The organism is Micromonospora sp. DT231, from assembly GCF_049847025.1.
Lineage (GTDB): Bacteria > Actinomycetota > Actinomycetes > Mycobacteriales > Micromonosporaceae > Micromonospora.
The window spans coordinates 1-18,791 of the sequence record NZ_JBNCNO010000005.1; the positions used below are offsets into that span (position 1 = coordinate 1).

18 protein-coding genes are annotated in these 18,791 nt (G+C 71.6%); 7 read left to right on the forward strand and 11 right to left on the reverse strand.

What is annotated here, in order from left to right; genetic code table 11:
• Nucleotides 1-368: 368 nt before the first annotated feature.
• Nucleotides 369-1,283, forward strand: coding sequence for a DUF1996 domain-containing protein (locus tag ACPXBU_RS14440; RefSeq protein ID WP_425758380.1), 915 nt, complete (start codon nt 369-371; stop codon nt 1,281-1,283).
• Nucleotides 1,284-1,353: 70 nt separating this feature from the next.
• On the forward strand, nt 1,354-2,010 hold the full coding sequence (locus ACPXBU_RS14445) for a DUF305 domain-containing protein (protein ID WP_425758381.1): 657 nt from the start codon (nt 1,354-1,356) through the stop codon (nt 2,008-2,010).
• Between the two features lie 41 nt (nt 2,011-2,051).
• Here ACPXBU_RS14445 and ACPXBU_RS14450 read toward each other — a convergent pair whose 3' ends face one another.
• The 3 genes from ACPXBU_RS14450 to ACPXBU_RS14460 all read right to left on the reverse strand — a co-directional run bounded on the left by ACPXBU_RS14450 (nt 2,052) and on the right by ACPXBU_RS14460 (nt 5,336).
• Nucleotides 2,052-3,725, reverse strand: coding sequence for an ABC-F family ATP-binding cassette domain-containing protein (locus tag ACPXBU_RS14450; RefSeq protein ID WP_425758382.1), 1,674 nt, complete (start codon nt 3,723-3,725; stop codon nt 2,052-2,054).
• Nucleotides 3,726-3,983: 258 nt separating this feature from the next.
• Nucleotides 3,984-4,721, reverse strand: a complete 738-nt coding sequence (locus ACPXBU_RS14455) for an alpha/beta fold hydrolase (protein WP_425758383.1) — start codon at nt 4,719-4,721, stop codon at nt 3,984-3,986.
• A 12-nt stretch (nt 4,722-4,733) separates the two neighbouring features.
• Complete coding sequence (locus tag ACPXBU_RS14460; protein WP_425758384.1) at nt 4,734-5,336, reverse strand: TetR/AcrR family transcriptional regulator; 603 nt, start codon at nt 5,334-5,336, stop codon at nt 4,734-4,736.
• Nucleotides 5,337-5,467: 131 nt separating this feature from the next.
• Here ACPXBU_RS14460 and ACPXBU_RS14465 point away from each other — a divergent pair, with 131 nt between their 5' ends.
• The gene (locus ACPXBU_RS14465; protein ID WP_393360901.1) at nt 5,468-6,571 is read left to right on the forward strand and encodes an aldo/keto reductase; all 1,104 of its coding nucleotides are present in this window, start codon (nt 5,468-5,470) and stop codon (nt 6,569-6,571) included.
• Between the two features lie 71 nt (nt 6,572-6,642).
• On the opposite strand, the gene araD is transcribed toward ACPXBU_RS14465, so the two are convergent.
• From araD to ACPXBU_RS14490, 5 genes are all read right to left on the reverse strand, one after another.
• The gene (gene araD, locus ACPXBU_RS14470; protein ID WP_393360904.1) at nt 6,643-7,368 is read right to left on the reverse strand and encodes an L-ribulose-5-phosphate 4-epimerase AraD; all 726 of its coding nucleotides are present in this window, start codon (nt 7,366-7,368) and stop codon (nt 6,643-6,645) included.
• Between the two features lie 180 nt (nt 7,369-7,548).
• Nucleotides 7,549-8,535, reverse strand: coding sequence for an alpha/beta hydrolase (locus tag ACPXBU_RS14475; RefSeq protein ID WP_425758385.1), 987 nt, complete (start codon nt 8,533-8,535; stop codon nt 7,549-7,551).
• Between the two features lie 75 nt (nt 8,536-8,610).
• A complete protein-coding gene (locus ACPXBU_RS14480; protein WP_425758386.1) occupies nt 8,611-9,507 on the reverse strand; it encodes an acetyltransferase in 897 nt (298 codons plus the stop codon).
• Nucleotides 9,508-9,665: 158 nt separating this feature from the next.
• Nucleotides 9,666-10,865, reverse strand: coding sequence for a low temperature requirement protein A (locus tag ACPXBU_RS14485; RefSeq protein WP_425758387.1), 1,200 nt, complete (start codon nt 10,863-10,865; stop codon nt 9,666-9,668).
• A 138-nt stretch (nt 10,866-11,003) separates the two neighbouring features.
• Nucleotides 11,004-12,578: a flavin-containing monooxygenase gene (locus ACPXBU_RS14490; RefSeq protein ID WP_425758388.1), complete on the reverse strand. Its 1,575-nt coding sequence runs from the start codon at nt 12,576-12,578 to the stop codon at nt 11,004-11,006.
• A 213-nt stretch (nt 12,579-12,791) separates the two neighbouring features.
• On the opposite strand from ACPXBU_RS14490, the gene ACPXBU_RS14495 reads away from it, so the two are divergent.
• Together ACPXBU_RS14495 and ACPXBU_RS14500 are read left to right on the forward strand one after the other, a co-directional pair.
• Nucleotides 12,792-13,745, forward strand: a complete 954-nt coding sequence (locus ACPXBU_RS14495; RefSeq protein ID WP_425758389.1) for an AraC family transcriptional regulator — start codon at nt 12,792-12,794, stop codon at nt 13,743-13,745.
• Nucleotides 13,746-13,995: 250 nt separating this feature from the next.
• Nucleotides 13,996-15,006, forward strand: a complete 1,011-nt coding sequence (locus ACPXBU_RS14500) for a glycoside hydrolase family protein (RefSeq protein WP_425758390.1) — start codon at nt 13,996-13,998, stop codon at nt 15,004-15,006.
• Here ACPXBU_RS14500 and ACPXBU_RS14505 read toward each other — a convergent pair.
• The 3 genes from ACPXBU_RS14505 to ACPXBU_RS14515 are packed head-to-tail and all read right to left on the reverse strand — an operon-like array spanning nt 14,988 to nt 16,775.
• Nucleotides 14,988-15,896 carry an NAD-dependent epimerase/dehydratase family protein gene (locus ACPXBU_RS14505; RefSeq protein WP_393360924.1) on the reverse strand — a complete coding sequence of 303 codons (909 nt, stop codon included), beginning with the start codon at nt 15,894-15,896 and terminating at the stop codon, nt 14,988-14,990. The two genes, ACPXBU_RS14500 and ACPXBU_RS14505, sit on opposite strands and share 19 nt — an antisense overlap.
• 49 nt (nt 15,897-15,945) lie before the next feature.
• Nucleotides 15,946-16,551 (reverse strand): DNA-binding response regulator, encoded by a 606-nt coding sequence (locus ACPXBU_RS14510; RefSeq protein WP_425758391.1) that lies wholly within the window; start codon nt 16,549-16,551, stop codon nt 15,946-15,948.
• A complete protein-coding gene (locus ACPXBU_RS14515; protein WP_425758392.1) occupies nt 16,548-16,775 on the reverse strand; it encodes a hypothetical protein in 228 nt (75 codons plus the stop codon). Before ACPXBU_RS14515 ends, ACPXBU_RS14510 begins: the two co-directional genes overlap by 4 nt.
• 142 nt (nt 16,776-16,917) lie before the next feature.
• Between ACPXBU_RS14515 and ACPXBU_RS14520 the strand changes: the two genes are divergently transcribed.
• Nucleotides 16,918-17,337, forward strand: a complete 420-nt coding sequence (locus ACPXBU_RS14520) for a PPOX class F420-dependent oxidoreductase (protein ID WP_393360932.1) — start codon at nt 16,918-16,920, stop codon at nt 17,335-17,337.
• Nucleotides 17,338-17,434: 97 nt separating this feature from the next.
• Entirely contained in the window at nt 17,435-18,760 is a 1,326-nt protein-coding gene (locus ACPXBU_RS14525; protein ID WP_425758393.1) for a glycoside hydrolase family 18 protein, read from the forward strand.
• Nucleotides 18,761-18,791: the final 31 nt, after the last annotated feature.

Consider the following 18,791-nt stretch of genomic DNA (forward strand, 5'->3'; position numbering starts at 1 on the left):
AGCACCTCGCCGACTGGATCGCCACCCGCGGCTACGCCACCAGCTGACCCACACCACGGCAAGGCCGCACCACCGCAGCACCGCACCACGGCAAGGCCGCACCACGGCAAGACCGCACCACGGCAAGGACGCACCACCGCACCACCGCAAGGGCCGGACCCCACCACGGGGTCCGGCCCTTCGTCGACTTTTCCACCAACTGCGGCACGTATTGACAATTGTCGACTTCGGCATGAGGCTGAGGGGCAGTGAGAGCGCTCTCTCGCACCGGCCCCAACCGGCCACCACCCAGTCTGGCCAGGCACAACTCCGATGCCTTCGGCGGCGGCACCGGAGCTGTGCCTGACCCGTCCCCGACAGGAGTCACGATGGACAGGGCCGCACCCCTCTCCGGCATCCCCCGCCGACTGCGCCTCGCCACGGCGATCGGCGCACTGCTACTGCTACTCGGCACGTACCTGGTGTCCACCACCAACCGGGCCGACGCCGCCCCCGGCGGAGCCGGCGCTGACTTCGGCGCCAACGCCATCCGGGTGGCCGAGTTCCCCGCCGACTGCACCTACAGCCACCGGCTGCCGGACGACCCGATCGTCTTCCCGGGCCTGCCCGGGGCGTCGCACATGCACAGCTTCTTCGGCAGCACGGTGACGAACGCCAACACCACGGTGTCCGACCTGGTCAACTCCCAAAGCACCTGCAACCCGCGGGTGGACGTCTCGTCCTACTGGGTGCCGACCCTCTACCGCGACGACGTGCCGGTGGAGCCGGCGATCGCCACGTTCTACTACCTGGGCGAGGGCGTACGCGCCGACGTCGTCGCGAATACCCAGCCGTTCCCGCTCGGGTTGCGACTCGTCGCCGGCAACGCGAAGGCCACCGGGTCGAACGACAGCATCGCCCGGTGGTCGTGTCTGCACGCGGGACAGGTGCCGCCGTCGAAGAACTTCGTCACCTGCCCGTCCGGCACGATGCTGGAGTCGTACCTGGATTTCCCGCAGTGCTGGAACGGCCGCGACCTGGACTCGCCGGACCACAAGAGCCACCTGGCGTACCCGGTGAACCAGGCCTGCCCGAGCACCCACCCGGTGCACGTGCCGAAGTTGCGGCAGGTGCTGCGGTACCCGGTCAACGGTGACCCGTCGCGGTTCCGGCTGGCCTCCGGGCCCGGCTACACGATGCACGGCGACTTCTTCAACGCCTGGCCGGTCGCGGAGATGGCCCGGCGGGTCCAGGACTGCATCCGTCCCGTCATCAAGTGCGGTGCCGACGGGCGTCCGCTCTGAGCCGACAGTCGCACCCGCGGCGGCGGGTCCGGTCATGCCGGATCCGCCGTCCCGGGCGAGAGGAGGCCGGATGAGCAGAACCCCCGTGCGTACGCCCGGTTGCCTGTTCCTCGCGGCGCTGCTGCTCCTCGCCGCGTGCACAAGCGGGTCACCGACCGAGCCCGCGACATCGACCGCCGCGAGCGCGGCCACCGAGTCATCCACCACGGCGCCGTCCACCGCTACGACCGCTACCGCCGCACCGGTCGGGTCGGCTTCGCCGAGCGGCTCGGCGGACCCGTTCAGCGCCACCGACGTCGCGTGGCTCCAACTGACGGTGGCGATGAACGAACGCCTCCTGCCGGTGCTGGACCTGGTGTCGAGCCGGACCACCGACTCGGCGTGGCTGACGTTCACCGCTCAGCTCGGCACAGCGCATCGCGCCGATCTGCGCACGGCGCGACGGCTGCTCGCCGAGTCCGGCGCCCCGGCGACGAACCCGCACGAGGGCCACGACATGCCGGGCATGGTCACCGACGAGGAGTTGGCCGCGTTGCGGTCGGCCACCGGGGCCGCGTTTCAGCGGCGGGCCAGCCAGCACGTACGGGCACACCTGGACCAGGCGATCCGCATCGCCACCGCCGAGCAGCGGGTTGGAACCCACCCCGCGACCACGGCGTTGGCCTCGGCGGTCGTCCGGACGGGAGACGCCGACCTCGCCGGGCTTGGACGGTTGGACCGGCCGTGATGGCTGCTCGGCAGCGCGACGACGTGGGTCGACGCCACCGTTCACCCCCGCCGACGATCAGCGGAGCGGTCCTGTGCAAACGTCGGCGGCAGCGCGTTCCCGGCAGCGAGGGTCACCTCCCGGCCCGACCATCGGGACCGGAGCCGCCGATCGTGGCTGGCGACGACGATGGCACCCGGTCCGGTGCCGAGGGCTTCCTCCAGCTCGTCGCAGAGCCGCGGCGAGAGGTGGTTGGTCGGCTCGTCCAGCAACAGCAGTTCCGGCGGGTTGGCGACGACCACCGCCAGACCGAGGCGACGACGCTGCCCGGCCGACAGTTCGGCTACCGGACGGTCGAGGTCCGCCGACGCGAGCAGCCCGAGCGCCGACAGCGGCGCCGCTTCGGCCCGTTCTGTCCCGACCGCCGCGTCGAAGACCTGCCGGGCCGTCCGCCGCGCATCCGCGAAGATGCTGTCCTGGCTGAGCAATCCGATACGAAGATCCGGTCGCCGCCAGACGGCTCCGCCGTGGGTCAGGCAGCCGGCGATGACGGCGAGCAGAGTCGACTTGCCCACGCCGTTGGGGCCACTCACCAGGAGCCGGTCCCGGGCCATGATCTCCAGGTGTGCCAGCCGCAGTCGGCCGGGAACCTCCAACCGGTCTGCCGTGACGATGGCGTCGGTGCCGTCCCCGGGGGCGATGACCGGGGCGTGGAAACGCAGCGGCTCGGGCGGCGCGAGGACCTGTTCGCGTTCCAGCGCCGCCAGTCGACGGGTGGCGTCGCGTACACGGCGGGAGATCTGGTTCTGTACGCGACCGGCGGTGTGCCCGTACCCCATCTTCTCGCTGTCGCGTGGACCCCGGCCGTGGGCGACCTGCTGCCCGGTCACGGCAGCGGTCTCGCGCAGCTCGGTGAGGAGCGCCTGCTCGTCCTCGTAGCGTCGGCGCCAGCGTCGTGCCTCGGCGTGCTTGGACGCCAGGTAGGAGGTGTAGCCACCACCGTGGCGGACCGGCCCGTCCACCGCCGGGTCCAGATCGATGATGTCGGTGCATACCGCGTCCAGAAAGGCGCGGTCGTGACTGGCGACCACGACCACTCCGGGCATGGCGCGGAGCTGGTCCTCGCAGAACGCGGCGGCCGTGTCGTCGAGGTGGTTGGTGGGCTCGTCGAGCAACAGCGCGTCCGGCCGGCGGATCAGCATCGCCGCGAGGGCGAGGCGGCCACGTTGCCCACCGGAGAGCGCGGCCAGGGTCCGGTCGTGAGGTATCCCGCCGAGGCCGAGGCCGGCGAGCACCAGCTGGGCGCGCCGGTCGACATCCCAGGCGTCGCGGTCCTGCGCCCGCTCCAGGACTTCCGTGTACGCGGTCAGCAGCCGGTCGTGCTCCTCGGTGCCCTCCGGCGAGTCGGTGAGCGCCACACCGATCCGCTCCAACTCGGCGAGGTCGGACCGGGCCTCGCGGAGCGCGTCGTCGAGGATCCCAGCGACGGTCGCGGACGGGACGAAAGGCAGCTCCTGGTGCAGGAAGCCGAGGCCCGGTGGGCGTACGACGGTGCCGGAGTCGGGTTGGTCGACGCCGGCCAGGACCCGCAACAGGGTCGTCTTGCCGGTGCCGTTCTCGCCGATGAGGCCGATCCGGCGACCGGGCGCGGCGGTCAGCGAGACACCGTCGAGCACCCGGCGGGTACCACGGATCCGCACCAGGTCGTGGGCGATGAGAGCAGGTCGAACAGACATGGGACCTCGGGGAACAGAGATCCGGGCGCACACGGGTGGCCCGGCGGGAGCGGACATGACGACAGGGGCCGCGGCGACGGCGGCGCGATCACGCGCCCGTCGGCGGCCGGTCCGGGTGCTCACCCGGAGATGTCGTCGTCACCTGCCACGCTGCTCCGATCTCTGGCAACTCGGATCGAGGTTAACTCACGCCAACGGACCAGGCCCCGCCTGCCGTCCAGCGGTGCTGTCCCTGTTTCGGCCGATGCGCCTTCGTCCTCAGGCGGTCGTCAGTAGCCGGGCGATCGTCGCCGGCTCCGCCAGGTGCGGGAAGTGGCTACCGGGGAGCACTGTCACCATGACCTCCGGCAGGGTTTCCGTCAGCCAGGTCAGATAGCGGGGCGGCGGCGCGGAGGAGGTCACCCAGCGGTAGGGGATCCCCCGCTCGCCGATGGACCGCAGATCACGCTGCCGCTCGGCGGAGATCCCCTCGTCGGACCCGCGCAGGATCTCGCCCCAGTAACCCAGCAGCAGGTCCGGCCGGGGATCGGTCGCGGTGGTCACGATCTCGCGCGCCTCGGCCGGCAGGGCCTCGATGCCCATCCCGGCGAGCATGCCGTCCCACACCCGTCGCCAGTCCGGGCCGCGCAGCGTGGGCTCGGCCTGGCGTACGGCCGCACCGAACGGGCCGGGCAGCAGGATCTGGTCCAGATTCACCACGCCGCGCACGGGGTGGCGGGCCGCGTACGCGGTGGCGACCACCGCGCCGACGGAATGTCCCACCACGATCGGCTGGGCGAGACCCGCCCCGGTCACCTGCTCGTGTACGACGTCGGCCACCTCCGCCATGTCGTACGACGGCAGCCGGGGTGCGTCGCCGTGCCCGGGAAGGTTCAGCGCGAGGACCGGCCGGGCCGGTTCGATCGCCGCCAGCTCGCGGCGGACCGGGTCCCACTGCCGCGTGTCGAAGGTGAGGCCGTGCAGCAGCACCAACGGTGGGCGCATGTCGTCCGTCATTGCCTCACCCTCCTACGTCCGGGCGCTCGCCCGCAGCGAGTCGATGGTGAGGTCGAGGACCGCCTCCAGATGATCGATCTTGCCGGTGGAGAGCAGCAGCAGGACGCCACCCTGGATTCCGGCCAGCAGCGCCGCGGCGGCGCGCTCGGCGTCCACGTCCGCGGCGATGTCCCCGGTCGACTGCAGGTTCCGGATTCCCTCGGTGATCGCTTCCTGCCAGCGCCACATGAGCCCGGTCACGATCGCCTGCGCGCCCGGTGCGCGCCGGCCGGTCTGGCCGAGCAGCCCGTTGAGCGGGCACTTCACGCCCTGGGCGAGGTAGCGCTCGATGAGCCGGTCGCGCCACGCCAGCCAGGCCGGCCAGGAGGTGAGGTTGCTGAGCATCGGCTCCTGGTCGGTGAGCACCTGGTCGGCCTCGTGCTGGGCCACCGCGAGCAGCAACTCCTCCTTGCCGTCGGGGAAGTAGTGGAAGAGCTGCCCCTTGCTGGTGCCGGTGCGGGCCAGCACGTCCTCGAGGCGTACCTCGTCGACGCCGCGCTCGCGGATCTCGGCGGCGGCGCCGGTGACGATCCGCGCCCGGGTGGCCTCGCCCTTGCGGGTCAATGCCCGTGTCATGAGACCTCCTGGTCTGGACCTGCGGACCCAACCCTATCCAATTTTCTGGACTTGCAGGTCCAAATTTGGCGAGCAAAGGTTTGCGGCGCGGTCCGATCCGGGCCGACACCACGATCGGGAGGGGCACCACCGTGAACCACTACTACCTGCTCGGGCGGTCCGGCCTGCGGGTGAGCCGGCTGGCGCTGGGCACCATGAACTTCGGTGTCGACGGGTTCCACGCCGCGTACGGCAAGACCGAGGAGGAGGCGGAGCCGATCTTCCGCCAATACCTGGAAGCGGGCGGCAACCTCATCGACACGGCGGACTTCTACACCGCCGGAGAGAGCGAGCGAATCCTCGGCCGCCTGATCGACCGGGCCGGCGTCCGCGAACGGCTCGTGCTCACCAGCAAGGCCACCAACACCGTCGACCCGACCGACCCGAACGCCAGCGGCAATGGCCGCAAGCACCTCGTGCGGGCCGTGGAAGGCTCGCTGAGCCGGCTCGGCACCGACTACATCGACCTGTACCTGGTGCACACCTGGGACCGGATCACGCCGGTCGAGGAGGTCGTGCACACCCTCGACGACCTGGTGCGCGCCGGCAAGATCCGGTATGCCGGCCTCTCCGACGTACCGGCCTGGTACGCGGCCCGGGCGCAGAGCTACGCCGAGGCACACGGGCTGGCCCCGATGATCAATGTGCAGCTTCCGTACTCCCTGGTGACACGGGGCATCGAGGCCGAGTTCGTGTCGATGGCGCAGAGCCTGGGGATGGGGCTCACCGCGTGGAGCCCGATCGGCGGCGGGCTGCTCAGCGGCAAGTACCGACGGACCGGTGAGGGCCTGAGCGGGACCGGCAGGTTGACGAACCCCGACGCCGCGGGTCGGGAGATCAACCCCGGCGACTGGAGGGTGATCGAGGCGCTGGAGAGCGTGGCCGACGACCTGGGCCGCAGCATGGCCCAGGTCGCGATCAACTGGGTGGCCACCCAGCCCGCCGTGGCCTCGGTGATCGTCGGGGCGAGCAGCCCCGAGCAGCTCGCCAGCAACGTCGGCGCGCTCGACTTCGAGATCCCGGCCGACGCCCGTCGCCGGCTCGACGAGGCCAGCGCTCCGGACCTCGGGCTGCCGTACGGCATGTTCACGCCGCAGTACCAGTCCTGGGTGGTGAGCCCCGGCCTCGGCATCGGCGACAAGCCGGCGGGTTACACCCCGCCGGTGTTCAACGGGACCACCCAGCCCACGACGTGAGTGCCCCTGCGGACCACCGGTACGGGCGCCGCGCGCGCAGCGCCCGTACCGGTGTCACCGGACGGCGACGGTCACGGCCGGCTCTGCTCCGGAAGCTGGTTGCCGTAGTAGGCGCCGGCGCCGTGCTTACGGGTGAAGTGGCGGTCCAGCAGCCACTGTGGCGCGGCCGCCGCCGGGTTCAGCGACAGCGTCTTCAGGGCCATCTCCGCGACCGCCTCGCAGACGATCGCGTTCTCCACCGACTTGAGCGGGTCCTTCGCCCAGGTGAAGGGGCCGTGGTTGGCGGCGAGGGCGACGGGGTTGGCCAGCGCCTCGGCCTCTCCCCCGATCAGCTCGATGATCGCCCGAGCCGTGTTGAACTCGTAGTCGTGGGCGCACTCGTCGGCGGTCAGGTCGCGGGTCACCCGGATCGGACCGGCGAAGGTGTCGGCATGCGTGGTGCCGAGCACCGGCACGTCCCGCCCGGCCTGGGCGAAGGCCACGGCGTGCGTCGAGTGGGTGTGGGTCACCCCGCCGACGGACGGCCAGTGCAGGTAGAACGCGCGATGGGTCTCGCTGTCGACGGAGGGCCGCAGCTCTCCGGCGACGACCTGCCCGGTCTCCAGATCCACCGGGACCAGAAGGTCGGCGGTGAGATCCTGGTACGCCACGCCGGAGGGCTTGATGACATAGATGCCCGCCTCGCGGTCGACCCCGCTCACGTTGCCCCACGTCAGCTCGGCCAGGCCGGCCTGGGCGATGAGGCGGTTCGCGGCGAGGACTGCGGCGCGCAAGTCGGTGGATCCGGCCGTACTCATTGCAGGTGACGCCTTTCGGGTGGGGGTGGCATCCGACGCGGCGCGACGCGGTGCCGCGGCACGTTAGCGCTAACATTCTGCCCGGTCAATAGCAGGTGCGCAGTGCCGGACCGGGGCGCCGCGCCCACTCGTGGCACGACACGGGCGCAGTTTAGACGCCGACGCGGCGCGCGGCCCACCTCACTCGTCGACGCCGGCCACCCGGCTCAGCCCCGGCGTCGGCGTCGGATCGCCCTCGTAGAGCGCCACGTACCGCCGACGCAGCTCGGACGCCTGCGCGCCGAGCGCGGCGAGGTTGAGGATGTTGTGGCCGACGCCCCACGCCTCGGGCAGGGTGCAGACCCGCAGCGGGATCGCGTTCGCGTCGGCGATCCGGCGGGGCACGGTCACCGCCGTGGCGAGGTCCACCACGCCGTCGAGCGGGCTGATGGCGACCGCGGCGGTCCGGAGACCGGTCCGGCGCGACGGCTTCGGCAGGCTCCGCGCGATCGTCAGGTACTGGGTGACGGCGGAGAGCGAGTAGCCGCGTGACGTGATGCGATCCGGGAGGATGCGCCGCCCGTACAGGGTGACGAGCGGTCGGACCGCGAAGGCCGGCGCCTGGCGCGGATCCGGGCCGAAGAACGGCGAGAGCAACAGCAGATGCCGTACGAGGTCGCCGGGCACCTGGGCCAGCCAGGCGGCCAGCACCGCGCCGCCGGAGATCCCGACGACGCCCACCTCGTCGCCGAGGCCCGCCGCCACGGCCAGCGCCCGCGCGGCGTACGTCGTCAGCTCCTCGGCCTCGACCCGGTGGTGGGCCCGCTCGTCGACGGTCCCGTGGTGGGGAGCCCGGGGGATCCAGACGGTGTACCCGCGGTCGAAGAACTCCTCGGCCAGCCCGTCGTACTGCTCGGGCGCGAGGGTGTATCCGTGCAGCAGCAGGACGACCCGGCCGGTACGGGAGCCGTGGCTCAGCAGGCGGCTGCGCGATTCCGGCCGGATCGCCGGGTCCGCCGCCTCGGCCGCGATGACGGCCTCGGCGGCGCGGGTGGCGGTGTCGAAGTCGAGCGGTTCGGACGGTGCGACGCGTAGTCCACGGCGGCGCGGCGGCCAGAGATACAGCCCGGCGACCAGCGCCACGACCAGCGCCGACCCACCGAGGGCGAGGGCGATGATCTCCGGCATGCGCCGATGCTGACAGGAGTGCGGGTCGGGCTGTGCCGAGGGGTGCGCCCCGGTGACAGGGCGCACCCCGGTCAGCTATTCCTGAGCGTCCCCCGGCGCGAAGACGACCCGGGCGCGCAACTGCCGGAACCCGGTCCGTTCCAGTTCCGCGAGCACCGCGACCTGGTGGGAGTCCACGTCGGCGATGACCTCCCGGGCCCCGCCGGCGGCCAGCACCCGGACCGCCTCGGCCAGCAACTCGGGTCGGGCCGCCTCGTCGAGCAGGCCGAGATAGGCCAGCAGCGGGTAGCAGGCGTCTCCGGCCGTGCCGACCAGACCCACCGGCTCCCCCGCATCCAGGGCGACGCGCCATTCCTCGGTCGCGTCGCCGAGCCAGGCCAGCGGGTCGGTGGCCAGGTCGACGCCGGCGACCGCCCGCGCGATCTCGACGCCGGTCAGCACGTCCGGCTCGGCGATCCGGCCCACCAGGGCATTGATCTCCGCCACGTCGGTGGGCCGCCGGAAGTCGTAGCGCCCGGAGGACGCGGGCAGCGGGGTGCCCGCCCAGGAACACCTGAGCCGCTCCCCCCGCTCGACGAGCCCGGCGAGCCGGGCGGCCTCCATCGGCGCCCGCACCACGGCCAGCACCTCCGCGCGACGCCGCCAGTGCGCCGGCAGCGCGGCGTAGTACAGGCCGGGACCACCGAGCGCATCGTGGGCGGCGTGCAGCAACTCGGCACCCACCTCCGGCTCGGCGTCCAGGTCGAACCGGTCCAGCCAGGGCGCTCCGACGGCGCCCGGCGGTTGCAACCAGGCGGCCCGGCCGACCACCCGGCCGGCGCGCAGGGCGACCCAGGTGGTCTCGGGCCGGTAGCCGCCGCCGGCGATTCCGTCGGCGTAGGCGACCTGGCGCAGTTGGGGCAGCGGATCAGGCATGGAGTCGAACAGGTTTTCCTCGCCCGCGACGAGCGGACGGATGACCAGATCGGTCATGGGTGGGGCCTCCGGGAAGCGCGCGCCCCGGATCAGATCCGCGCGGACGCCGGAGCGCGGAGGGGGCGCAGAACATCGGACATTGTTCTGACCTCCTTCCAGCTCGACGGCGTGCCAGAGCACCATACGCGCGCCAGCCGTCGGGCCGCAACGGTGTGTCACAACGTCGGATTGGTCTCCGACCCACGCCGGTGGGCGCGCTGGTCGAACACGGCGATGCCGGCCAGGATCACCGCCGCCGAGGCCGCCACGGCGACCGGCGGAAGCAGCACCATCGGTAACGCCGCAACGAGCAGCGCCGCCGCACCGACGTACAGCATCCGGCAGCGTGGCGCGGATCGGCTCTCCTTCTCCAGGAAGCTCCGCCCGAGCAGGAACAGCACCGGGCCACCGAACATGATGACGACCAGGGCCCAGTCGATCGGCGGGCGCGGGTGCTCGATGACCTGCCCGAAGCCGACCGCCGTACAGATGATGCCCCCGACGATGATCAGCAGGCTGTAGCTCGCCCACCGCGACAGCTGGATCCCCTGCCCGCCCGGGGTCGCGGCCTGACCGGACCGGACGTGGTAGAAGTAGATCCGCCAGAACGAGACGGCCGTCACGAAGGCGGCGACGAGGGTGATGATCCCCGCCATCGTGAAGCCGGGAAAGCTGACGGCGGCGCCGGCTTCGAGCACCACCTCGGCGAGGGCGATCATGAAGAACTGGTTGTACCGCTCCGCGAGGTGGACGTGGGAGACCGCGACCCCCGCCCTGCCGAACCACCCCGAGCCGAGCCACGGCACGGGCCAGGCCGCGGCGGTGCCGGTCAGCTCGATGGCGAGGGCGAGGGTCCAGAAGACGCCCCGACCGAGGCCGCCGCTGATGCCGCCACTGATCCACAGCACGGCGGAGGCCGTGTGCCAGGTCAGCACCCGGGCCGCAAGCCTCCGACCGGGGTGGCCCCGCAGGGCGAGCGTCAGGAAGAGTGGTCGGCCGATCTGGATGATGACGTACGTGCAGGCGAAGACCACGCCGCGCCTGCCGAACGCCTCCGGCAACGAGACGGCCAGCACCAGCGTGCCGAACATCGTCACCAGCAGGACGGCCTGGAGGTCCGCTCGGCGAGGGTCGTAGGTGCTCGCCAGCAGGGCGTTGAGCGACCAGATCATCCACATCGCCGCGAAGAACAGGACCGTCTGGCCCGCCTCCGACAGCAGCGTGTGCCGGACGATTGTCAGGTCGTCCGCCACCCGCCCGGCGAGGCGGGCGAGCGCGAAGACGTAGACGATGTCGAACAGCAGTTCCAGGACTGTCGCCGAGTCGGGGCTCCTGCTGTCGCCGAGCCCACGCATGATCCTGGGGCGCGTCAGCACGGACGGCGGGACAGCTCAGCCGGCCACAGCCGCCGGCACGGGCACGCCGGGGCGGTGACGGTGTTCGACGACCTGCTCCGCTGCCATCGTCCCGGGCCCTCTCGCCGACCGTGCCGCCTGCTTCCTGCTCTGCGTACCTTATCCGGGTATGTGAGATTCTTCGTGATTTTGCCGGATACCCCCGTGTACGGGTCCGGCCGGTGCGGCCTCGCCCGTCGCGCCCCCATCGGCGGTACGGGCGATCATGCGTGCCGTCACCCCCCGGTAGGAGCGCGGGTCGACGGGGAACAGCCACTGCCGGGCGCGGGTCAGCGGGCCGAGGTTGAGCCCCACCTCGTCGAGCACCTCGTCGATGTTGTGCATCGAGAACGGGATGATGTTCGTCCCGCGGGCGTGCCGCCCGTTGGTGCGCGCCGCCATCCAGGCCAGGCGGGTGCGCACCTCGTCGCGCATCCGGTCCTCGGCGGGCAGGGTGATCCCACCCCGCAGGTACGCGGCCGTCCACACCGCCGCCATCTCCGCGCTGAGCGGACTGAAGAACGACGAGTTGTAGCCGGCGAACGTCAGCCGTGGCACGCCGAGCGGCAGGATCTGGCGGTAGAGCTGGAAGTTGCCCGCGTCGTCCTGCAGCCGGGCGTGCAGCGCGTCGTCGAAGAACGGCACGTGCTGACGGAAGCCGGTGCCGCAGATCACCAGGTCGGCGGGGAGCACGGTGCCGTCGGCCAGGCGGGCGGCGGGCCGACCGTCGTCGTCGACGAGCAGTTCGGTGATCACCTGGTCGCGGTGCACGACGACGCGGCCGTCGGCGACGCGCTCGAAGAAGCCCTCGGTGGCGAGGCTGACCGTGCTGCGGGCGATGTCCTCGAAGCTGCCGTTGGGCACCAGACCCAACTCACGCAGTTTGAGCTGCCGGGTCGCGACCGAGCCGACGCTGTCGACCATCCGTTGGCGTAGGCCGTTGCCCGGACCGTGCAGGAACCGCTCGAAGCCCTTCAGGTTGAGGTAGCGGAACAGCGCCTCACCCATCCGACTGAGCAGCAGGTACTTGTAGTTGAGCACGCCGCCGAGCTTGCGGGGCATCTTCCAGAGCAACTCCCGGGCCACCACGTGGGTGTGGGCGGCGAGGTCGCTCAGCGGGACCGCCACGTCGCACGACGACTTGCCGTACCCGACGACGAGGACGTTGCGGCCCCGGGCCGCCTCGAGGTCGTGGAACTCCCCCGTGGCCAGGACCCGCCCACCGGCGGCGGCGAAGGCCGCGTGCCCGTCGTACGACGGAACGACCGGGTCGGAGAAGATGCCGTTGGCGACGATCAGGTGGTCGTACCGCTGGACCGTCACCGGGTCCTGGGCCCCCGCCGGCCGCGACGTGACAAGCCACCCGGTGTCGTCGTTGATCAGCTCGGCGGAGGCGACCTCCGTGGACAGACGCAGCACGCCGGCGAGCCCGAACTTCTCCACGTAGCTCTCGAGGTAGCGCTGGACCTGCTCCCCCGACGGCCACTGCGGATAGTCGGCGGGCATCGGCAGGTCGGACAGGTGATAGGTGCCCTTGTTGTTCTGCGTGTGCAGACCGGGATATCGCCGGGTGCGACTCCACACCCCACCGACATCGGGCGACCTGTCGAACACGGTGACGTCGAACCCGCTCTGCCGCAGCACCTTGGCTGCGCTCAGACCGGCGAATCCGGCACCGACGATGGCGATCCTCATGGCATCCTCCGAAGCGCGTGAACCACTGCGGCAGCGGTGGTGAGCGCACGCTAACGAGCGGGGCGCGGCTGTCGCTATCCGCTGCGCGCGAGGTGTGTCCGCATCGCGCGGCCGACCGTTCCGTGTCGGGTGCACGGCTTTCCGACACGGTCCGTCCGGGTCGCGCCTTACGGTCAGCGCACCAGGACGACCGGGAGGGGTCGGATGGATGCGGTGACGGTCCGGACGGACGACGTCGACCAGGCCCGCGCCGAGGTCGGCCGGGTCTTCTGTCCGCATCGACTCACCCCGCAGACGGGAGTGCACGCCGTCCAGTTGCGGATGGCGGCACACCGGGTCGGCGGGGTCGGTGTCATCGACCTCGACTACGGGCAGGCGGTACGGATCCAACCGCCCGCCCTGGAGAGCTTCTACCTCGTCCAGATCCCCCAGGCCGGCAGCACCGAGGTCCGGCACGCCGGAGACACGGTGACCTCGACACCCGACGTCGCCTCGGTCCTGTCCCCGTACGACCCCTCGGACATGCGGTGGTCCGAGGGATCCCCACACCGGATCTTCTACGCCGACCGGCGCTCCGTCGACCGGGAGATCGCCCGCCTGCTGGGTCACCCGGTGGACGACCCGGTCCGCTTGGACATCGGCATGGCCATGACCACGCCGAGGGCGCAGGCGTGGGCACGCGGGGTGGCGTTCCTCGCCGACGAGCTGGCACAGCCGACGGACGCGTCGCTGTTCGACCACCCACAGGTCTCCGCCCGTTTCGAGCAGGGGCTCATCGGCCAACTGTTGCTGGCCCACCGGCACAGCCATTCCGACCTGCTCGCCGAGCCGGGCCACCACGCCAACCCCGGGCGGCTGGTCCGCCGGGCCTGCACGCTGATCGCCGACCACCACGGCGAGGCGCTGACCGTCGGTGACGTCGCGGAGGCGCTGCGGGTGAGCGTACGGACGTTGCAGGACTGCTTCCGGCGGGAGCTGCGGACCACCCCGACGGCGTACCTGCGTGCGTGTCGCCTCGACGCGGCGCAGCGATCGCTGCGGGCGGCCGAGCCGGGGGTCTCGGTGACGACCGTCGCGCTACGGCACGGGTTCGTGCACCTCGGTCGGTTCGCGACCGAGTATCGGAGCCGGTTCGGCGAGTCGCCGTCCGCGACCCTCCGCCGCTGAGCGGACCGGTCGCCGCCGGGTCAGCCCGGGCCCGAAGGGTGGACCGCCGAGAAAATCGTTATCCCGCAGCGGTCGGCGAGTCTCCTGAGGGGGGCGCTGCTGGCGATCAGGCACCGTCCTTCGTCGAGTAGCGATGTGACCACACGAAGGAGTCGAGACGATGCGCGCAACCGGCCCGGGTGAAGCGGACACCCCGAAAGGGTCCCGTGGAGTCCACGCGGAGCCCCGACGCCTGAGGCTTCCGATCGGCGTGCGGCGTCTGCTGTGGCCCCTGGCCGTGGCCGCCGTGGTCGCCGTACTGGTGACCGGGGTGATCGTCGTGGTGCAACCGACCGGGCCGACGCCCGCTCCCGCCGCGACGCAGGCGCTCGACCCGCCGCAGCCGACGACCCCGGAGGCCGGCCCACCCACCGCGACCACGCCCGCCGCCACGACGAGCCCGACCGGGCTGACCCCGACGCCGACGACCAGGCCGACGGCGACGCCGACGACTCGGCGTCCGGTCGCCCCGGCGGCGACAGCCGTGACCTCGAAACGCAAGGGTGTCGGGGTGTGGACCTTCGACGGGGTCAGCGCGGCGCTGGCCAGCTCCGGGGCGAGTTGGTACTACACCTGGGACGTGGCCCACCCGGGAGTCACCAGCCCGAAGACCGCCGAGTTCGTCCCGATGATCTGGGGGGCGAAGAGCGTCACCGCCGGCAACCTGCAGAAGGCCAAGCAGAACGGCCGCTACCTGCTCGGGTTCAACGAGCCGGACCTGAAGGGTCAGGCGGAGATGACCGTGGAGCAGGCGTTGGAGCTGTGGCCGCAGCTCGAAGCGACAGGTCTGCCGCTGGGCAGCCCGGCCGTGGCCTGGGGCGGTGACCGGCCGGGCGAGTGGCTCGACCGCTTCCTGGCCGGGGCGAAGCAGCGCGGTCACCGGGTCGACTTCATCGCCCTGCACTGGTACGGCGGCGACTTCACCACGGACAACGCGGTCAACCAGCTCAGGTCGTATCTCCAGGCGGTGCACGACCGCTACCAACTGCCGATCTGGCTCACCGAGTTCGCCCTGATCGACTTCGCCAACGGCGTTCGCTTTCCGACCCAGGCACAGCAGGCCGCGTTCCTCACCGCGGCGACCCGGATGCTGGGCGGCCTGTCCTGGCTGCACCGGTACGCGTGGTTCGGCCTGCCGGCCACCGACAAGGACCAGACCGGGCTCTTCCGCACCGGCAGCGAGGTGACCGCCGTGGGCCGCGCCTACCAGGCCGCGCGCTGAACCGGGTCCACGTGGTCCCGCCAGGAGTGCCGCGGCTCGTACCCCAGCACCCGGCGTGCCTTGTCGATGCTGAGCAGGGTCTCGTGCTCGCCCAACTCCTTGCGGACCTCGACGCCCGGGTAGACCTCGGCCAGCAGGCTGGCGCTGGACCTGCTCATGACGGTGTCGACGCCCGCGATGATGAACACGTCGGCGCCGGGCCGGTCGTGGGCGAGCGCGCGCTCGACCGCCTGGGCGCCGTCGCGGGCGTCGATGTAACCCCACAGGTTCCACCGCCGGGCCTGGGGGTCGGCGTCGAAGGAGGGGAACGGGGCGTAGTCCTCGACGTCCATCACGTTGGAGAAGCGCAGACCCACCATGACCAGCTCCGGGTCCCAGCGGCAGAAGTGCCGCGCCATCTCCTCCTCGAGGACCTTGTTCAGCGAGTACGTCGACTCCGGTCGCGGCGCGTACTCCTCGTCGACGGGCGCGTACGGCGGCGGGGTGTCGAACGGCAGCCCGAGCACCGTCTCGCTCGACGCCCACACCACCCGCCTGATCCCGGCCGCCCGGGCCGCGGCGAAGACGTTGTACGTGGCGGCGGAGTTGTTCGCGAACGTGGTCGCGTTCGACATCAGCCCGGGGGCCGGCACCGCCGCCAGGTGCACGATCGCCTCCACCCCGCCGGCGTGCTCGTCGGCGCCCCCGGTGAACGCCTCCACCACCTGCCCGTAGTCGGTCAGGTCGACCAGGAGGAACTCGCCGTCGACGTCGCGCGGATCACGGCCGCCGGCACGGTCCACCGCCAGCACGTCGACGCCCGCGGCGCGCAGGTGGGCGACCACGGCACGGCCGAGCTTGCCGGTGGCACCGGTGACGACGACACGCCTGGGCAGTGCGGAGTTGGTCATCACCACATCTTCGCCGGGAGCGGCGGGTGGCCCGCACGCGGGTGGCGCACTAACCGCCGGGGGTGATGAGCCCGCTCTCGTACGCCAGGACCACGAGCTGCGTGCGGTCTCGGACGCCGAGCTTGGTGATGATGCGGCTGACGTGGGTCTTCACCGTCAGGGGACTCATCCGCAACGCCTCGGCGATCTCCGCGTTGCTCGATCCCGTGGCGACCGAGGCCAGCACCTCTCGTTCGCGGGCCGTCAACGGGGCCAACCGCTCGGGTGAGCGCTGCGGCGGGCGTGGGCGGCGGGCCAGCTCGGCGATCACGGTGCGGGTCACGCTCGGGCTCAACAGGGCCTCCCCCTCCGCCACGACGTGGACGGCCCGACACAGCTCCTCCCGGCTCGCGGTCTTGGCGAGAAACCCACTCGCCCCGGCCTGCAACGCCTCGATTCGACCCGGGGCGAGGGTGAGCTGGAATCGCCGAACCCCGTCCGCCGCCACCGACGGAGGAAGTATCGGCGGGATCCTGAGCCGGTTCCGGAACGTCAGCGTGCCGACGTTGCTCCGGCCCGAGTCCGCGTACAGGTAGCCGGCGAAGCCGGCCGCGGGCACGACGACGAGCCCGCCCACCGCGCCGAGCCAGCCGAGCACCCGGCGGCGGCTGATCACCGGCGGACCCGGCGGCGCACGGCCCAGGCGATGAGCGCGAGGCCGATGATGATCACCCACCAGCCCAGCAGCACCTCGGGCATCGGGACGAAACCAGGGTCGTCCAGCCACACCTGCGGGGGGACGAAGAACCAACCGAGGCTGAAGACGAGCCCGACGAGGACGATGGCCAGCCCGGCCCAGAGGCGGCGGCTGACGAGCAGCGGAGCAGGTGTGCCGTTCATGCCGCAGACCGTACGAACCATCGGGTGGATCTCACATCCGCTGCACGAGGTACTCCCTGCGATGTACCTGCCGGTCCGCGCGTGGCCGGGCCCGCGGGTGCGTAACGTGCAGGGGTAAACGTTGACGCGACGAGGAGACTGCATGTCCAAGCCACCGCTTCCCGAGGCCGCGATCGCCATGCTCCGGAAGCCGAACCCGGCCGTGATGACCACGCTTCGCAACGGTGGTCAGCCGGTGTCCGCCGCCACCTGGTACCTGTGGGAGGACGGCCGGATCCTGGTGAACCTGGACGAGAGCCGCCGCCGGTTGGAGCACATCCGCAACGACCCGCGGGTGTCCCTGACCGTGCTCGACGAGGCCGGCTGGTACACCCATGTCAGCATCGTCGGGCACGTCGCCGAGCTGCGCGCCGACGAGGACCTGGCGGACATCGACAGGTTGTCCCTGCACTACACGGGCAACGCGTACCCGCGGCGCGAGCGCGCCCGGGTCAGTGCCCTGATCGAGATCGACAGGTGGCACGGTTGGGGTTCGCTCAAGGACAACGACCAGGTCGGCTGACGGCTGACTCTTGACCGTGGAGGGTGATCGGCTTAACTTCATCAATCAGATAAGTGTCTTTACTGATTGTGCGTCCACCCGACGTGGGAGTGTGCCGATGCGACAACTCCGCCACCGCCGTCTCACCGCCGTCGTCGCCCTGGCGACCCTGCTGATCACCGCCAGCCCGCCCACCGCCGCCAGCGCCGCCGAGCACCAGCAGCGCCGCGCCGGCTACCACCGGGTCGGCTACTTCACCCAGTGGGGCATCTACGGGCGGGCCTTCCCGGTCAAGAAGCTCGACACCTCCGGGGCGGCGAGCCGCCTCACCCACGTCAACTACGCCTTCGGCAACGTCAGCGAGGACGGCCGCTGCTACCTGGACGGCGGGCCGGGCGAGGGCGACGCCTGGGCCGACTACCAGCGACCGGTCCCCGCCGAGGAGAGCGTCGACGGCGTCGCCGACGCCCCCGGCCAGGCGCTCAACGGCAACTTCGGCCAACTCGCCAAACTGAAGGCCAAGCACCCCCAACTCCAGGTGCTGATCTCGCTGGGCGGCTGGAGCTGGTCGACGTACTTCTCGAACGCCGCCCGCACCGACGCCTCCCGCAGGGCGTTCGTCGCATCCTGCGTCGACCTCTACCTCAGGGGCAACCTCCCGGGCGCCCCGGGCGCCGCCGCCGGCGTCTTCGACGGCATCGACCTGGACTGGGAGTGGCCCAACTGGGCGGGTGAGCCCGGCAACGTCATCCGCCCGGAGGACCGGGAGAACTTCACGAAGCTGCTGGCCGAGTTCCGCCGGCAGCTCGACGCGTACGGGCGCACGACCCGGGCGCACCACCCGCTGACCGCGTTCCTGCCCGCGAACCCGGCCACCATGGACGCCGGCTACGAGGGCCGCAAGATCTTCACGTACCTGGACTTCGCCACCGTGCAGGGGTACGACTTCCACGGCGGCTGGGAGGCGGTGGCCAACCAGCAGTCGGCGCTGCGCGTACCGGCGGGATCACCGGACAACCCGGACTTCTCCGTCGAGGTGGCCATCGACGGCTGGATCGCCCGGGGCGCGCCGCGGGACAAGCTCGTCCTCGGCATCCCGTACTACGGCCGGGGCTGGACCGGCGTCACCGGCGGCGGCAACGGCCTCTTCGGGCCGGCCACCGGGCCCGCACCGGCCACCTTCGAGGCCGGCTACGAGGACTACAAGAAGCTCAGGACCCTGGTCGGCAACGGCTACACCGTGCACCGCGACCTGCGCGCCGGGCACGCCTGGCTCTTCGACGGTACGACGTTCTGGACGTACGACGACCCGGCGGTCGTGTTGCAGAAGACGCTCTACATCCGCCGGACCGGTCTGGCCGGCGCGATGATCTGGTCGCTGGACGGAGACGACGACAACGCCACGCTCACCAGGACCATCGGCCTCGGCCTCACCACCTGGTAGGCGTATTCGATCCACCCGCCCCGCCGCCGGC

Bases quoted from the DNA above. Each gene is read 5' to 3' on its own strand.
- ACPXBU_RS14440 (WP_425758380.1), top strand. From the start codon at position 369: ATGGACAGGGCCGCACCCCTCTCCGGCATCCCCCGCCGACTGCGCCTC.
- ACPXBU_RS14445 (WP_425758381.1), top strand. From the start codon at position 1,354: ATGAGCAGAACCCCCGTGCGTACGCCCGGTTGCCTGTTCCTCGCGGCG.
- ACPXBU_RS14450 (WP_425758382.1), bottom strand. From the start codon at position 3,725: ATGTCTGTTCGACCTGCTCTCATCGCCCACGACCTGGTGCGGATCCGT.
- ACPXBU_RS14455 (WP_425758383.1), bottom strand. From the start codon at position 4,721: ATGACGGACGACATGCGCCCACCGTTGGTGCTGCTGCACGGCCTCACC.
- ACPXBU_RS14460 (WP_425758384.1), bottom strand. From the start codon at position 5,336: ATGACACGGGCATTGACCCGCAAGGGCGAGGCCACCCGGGCGCGGATC.
- araD (WP_393360904.1), bottom strand. From the start codon at position 7,368: ATGAGTACGGCCGGATCCACCGACTTGCGCGCCGCAGTCCTCGCCGCG.
- ACPXBU_RS14475 (WP_425758385.1), bottom strand. From the start codon at position 8,535: ATGCCGGAGATCATCGCCCTCGCCCTCGGTGGGTCGGCGCTGGTCGTG.
- ACPXBU_RS14480 (WP_425758386.1), bottom strand. From the start codon at position 9,507: ATGACCGATCTGGTCATCCGTCCGCTCGTCGCGGGCGAGGAAAACCTG.
- ACPXBU_RS14490 (WP_425758388.1), bottom strand. From the start codon at position 12,578: ATGAGGATCGCCATCGTCGGTGCCGGATTCGCCGGTCTGAGCGCAGCC.
- ACPXBU_RS14505 (WP_393360924.1), bottom strand. From the start codon at position 15,896: ATGACCAACTCCGCACTGCCCAGGCGTGTCGTCGTCACCGGTGCCACC.
- ACPXBU_RS14515 (WP_425758392.1), bottom strand. From the start codon at position 16,775: ATGAACGGCACACCTGCTCCGCTGCTCGTCAGCCGCCGCCTCTGGGCC.
- ACPXBU_RS14520 (WP_393360932.1), top strand. From the start codon at position 16,918: ATGTCCAAGCCACCGCTTCCCGAGGCCGCGATCGCCATGCTCCGGAAG.
- ACPXBU_RS14525 (WP_425758393.1), top strand. From the start codon at position 17,435: ATGCGACAACTCCGCCACCGCCGTCTCACCGCCGTCGTCGCCCTGGCG.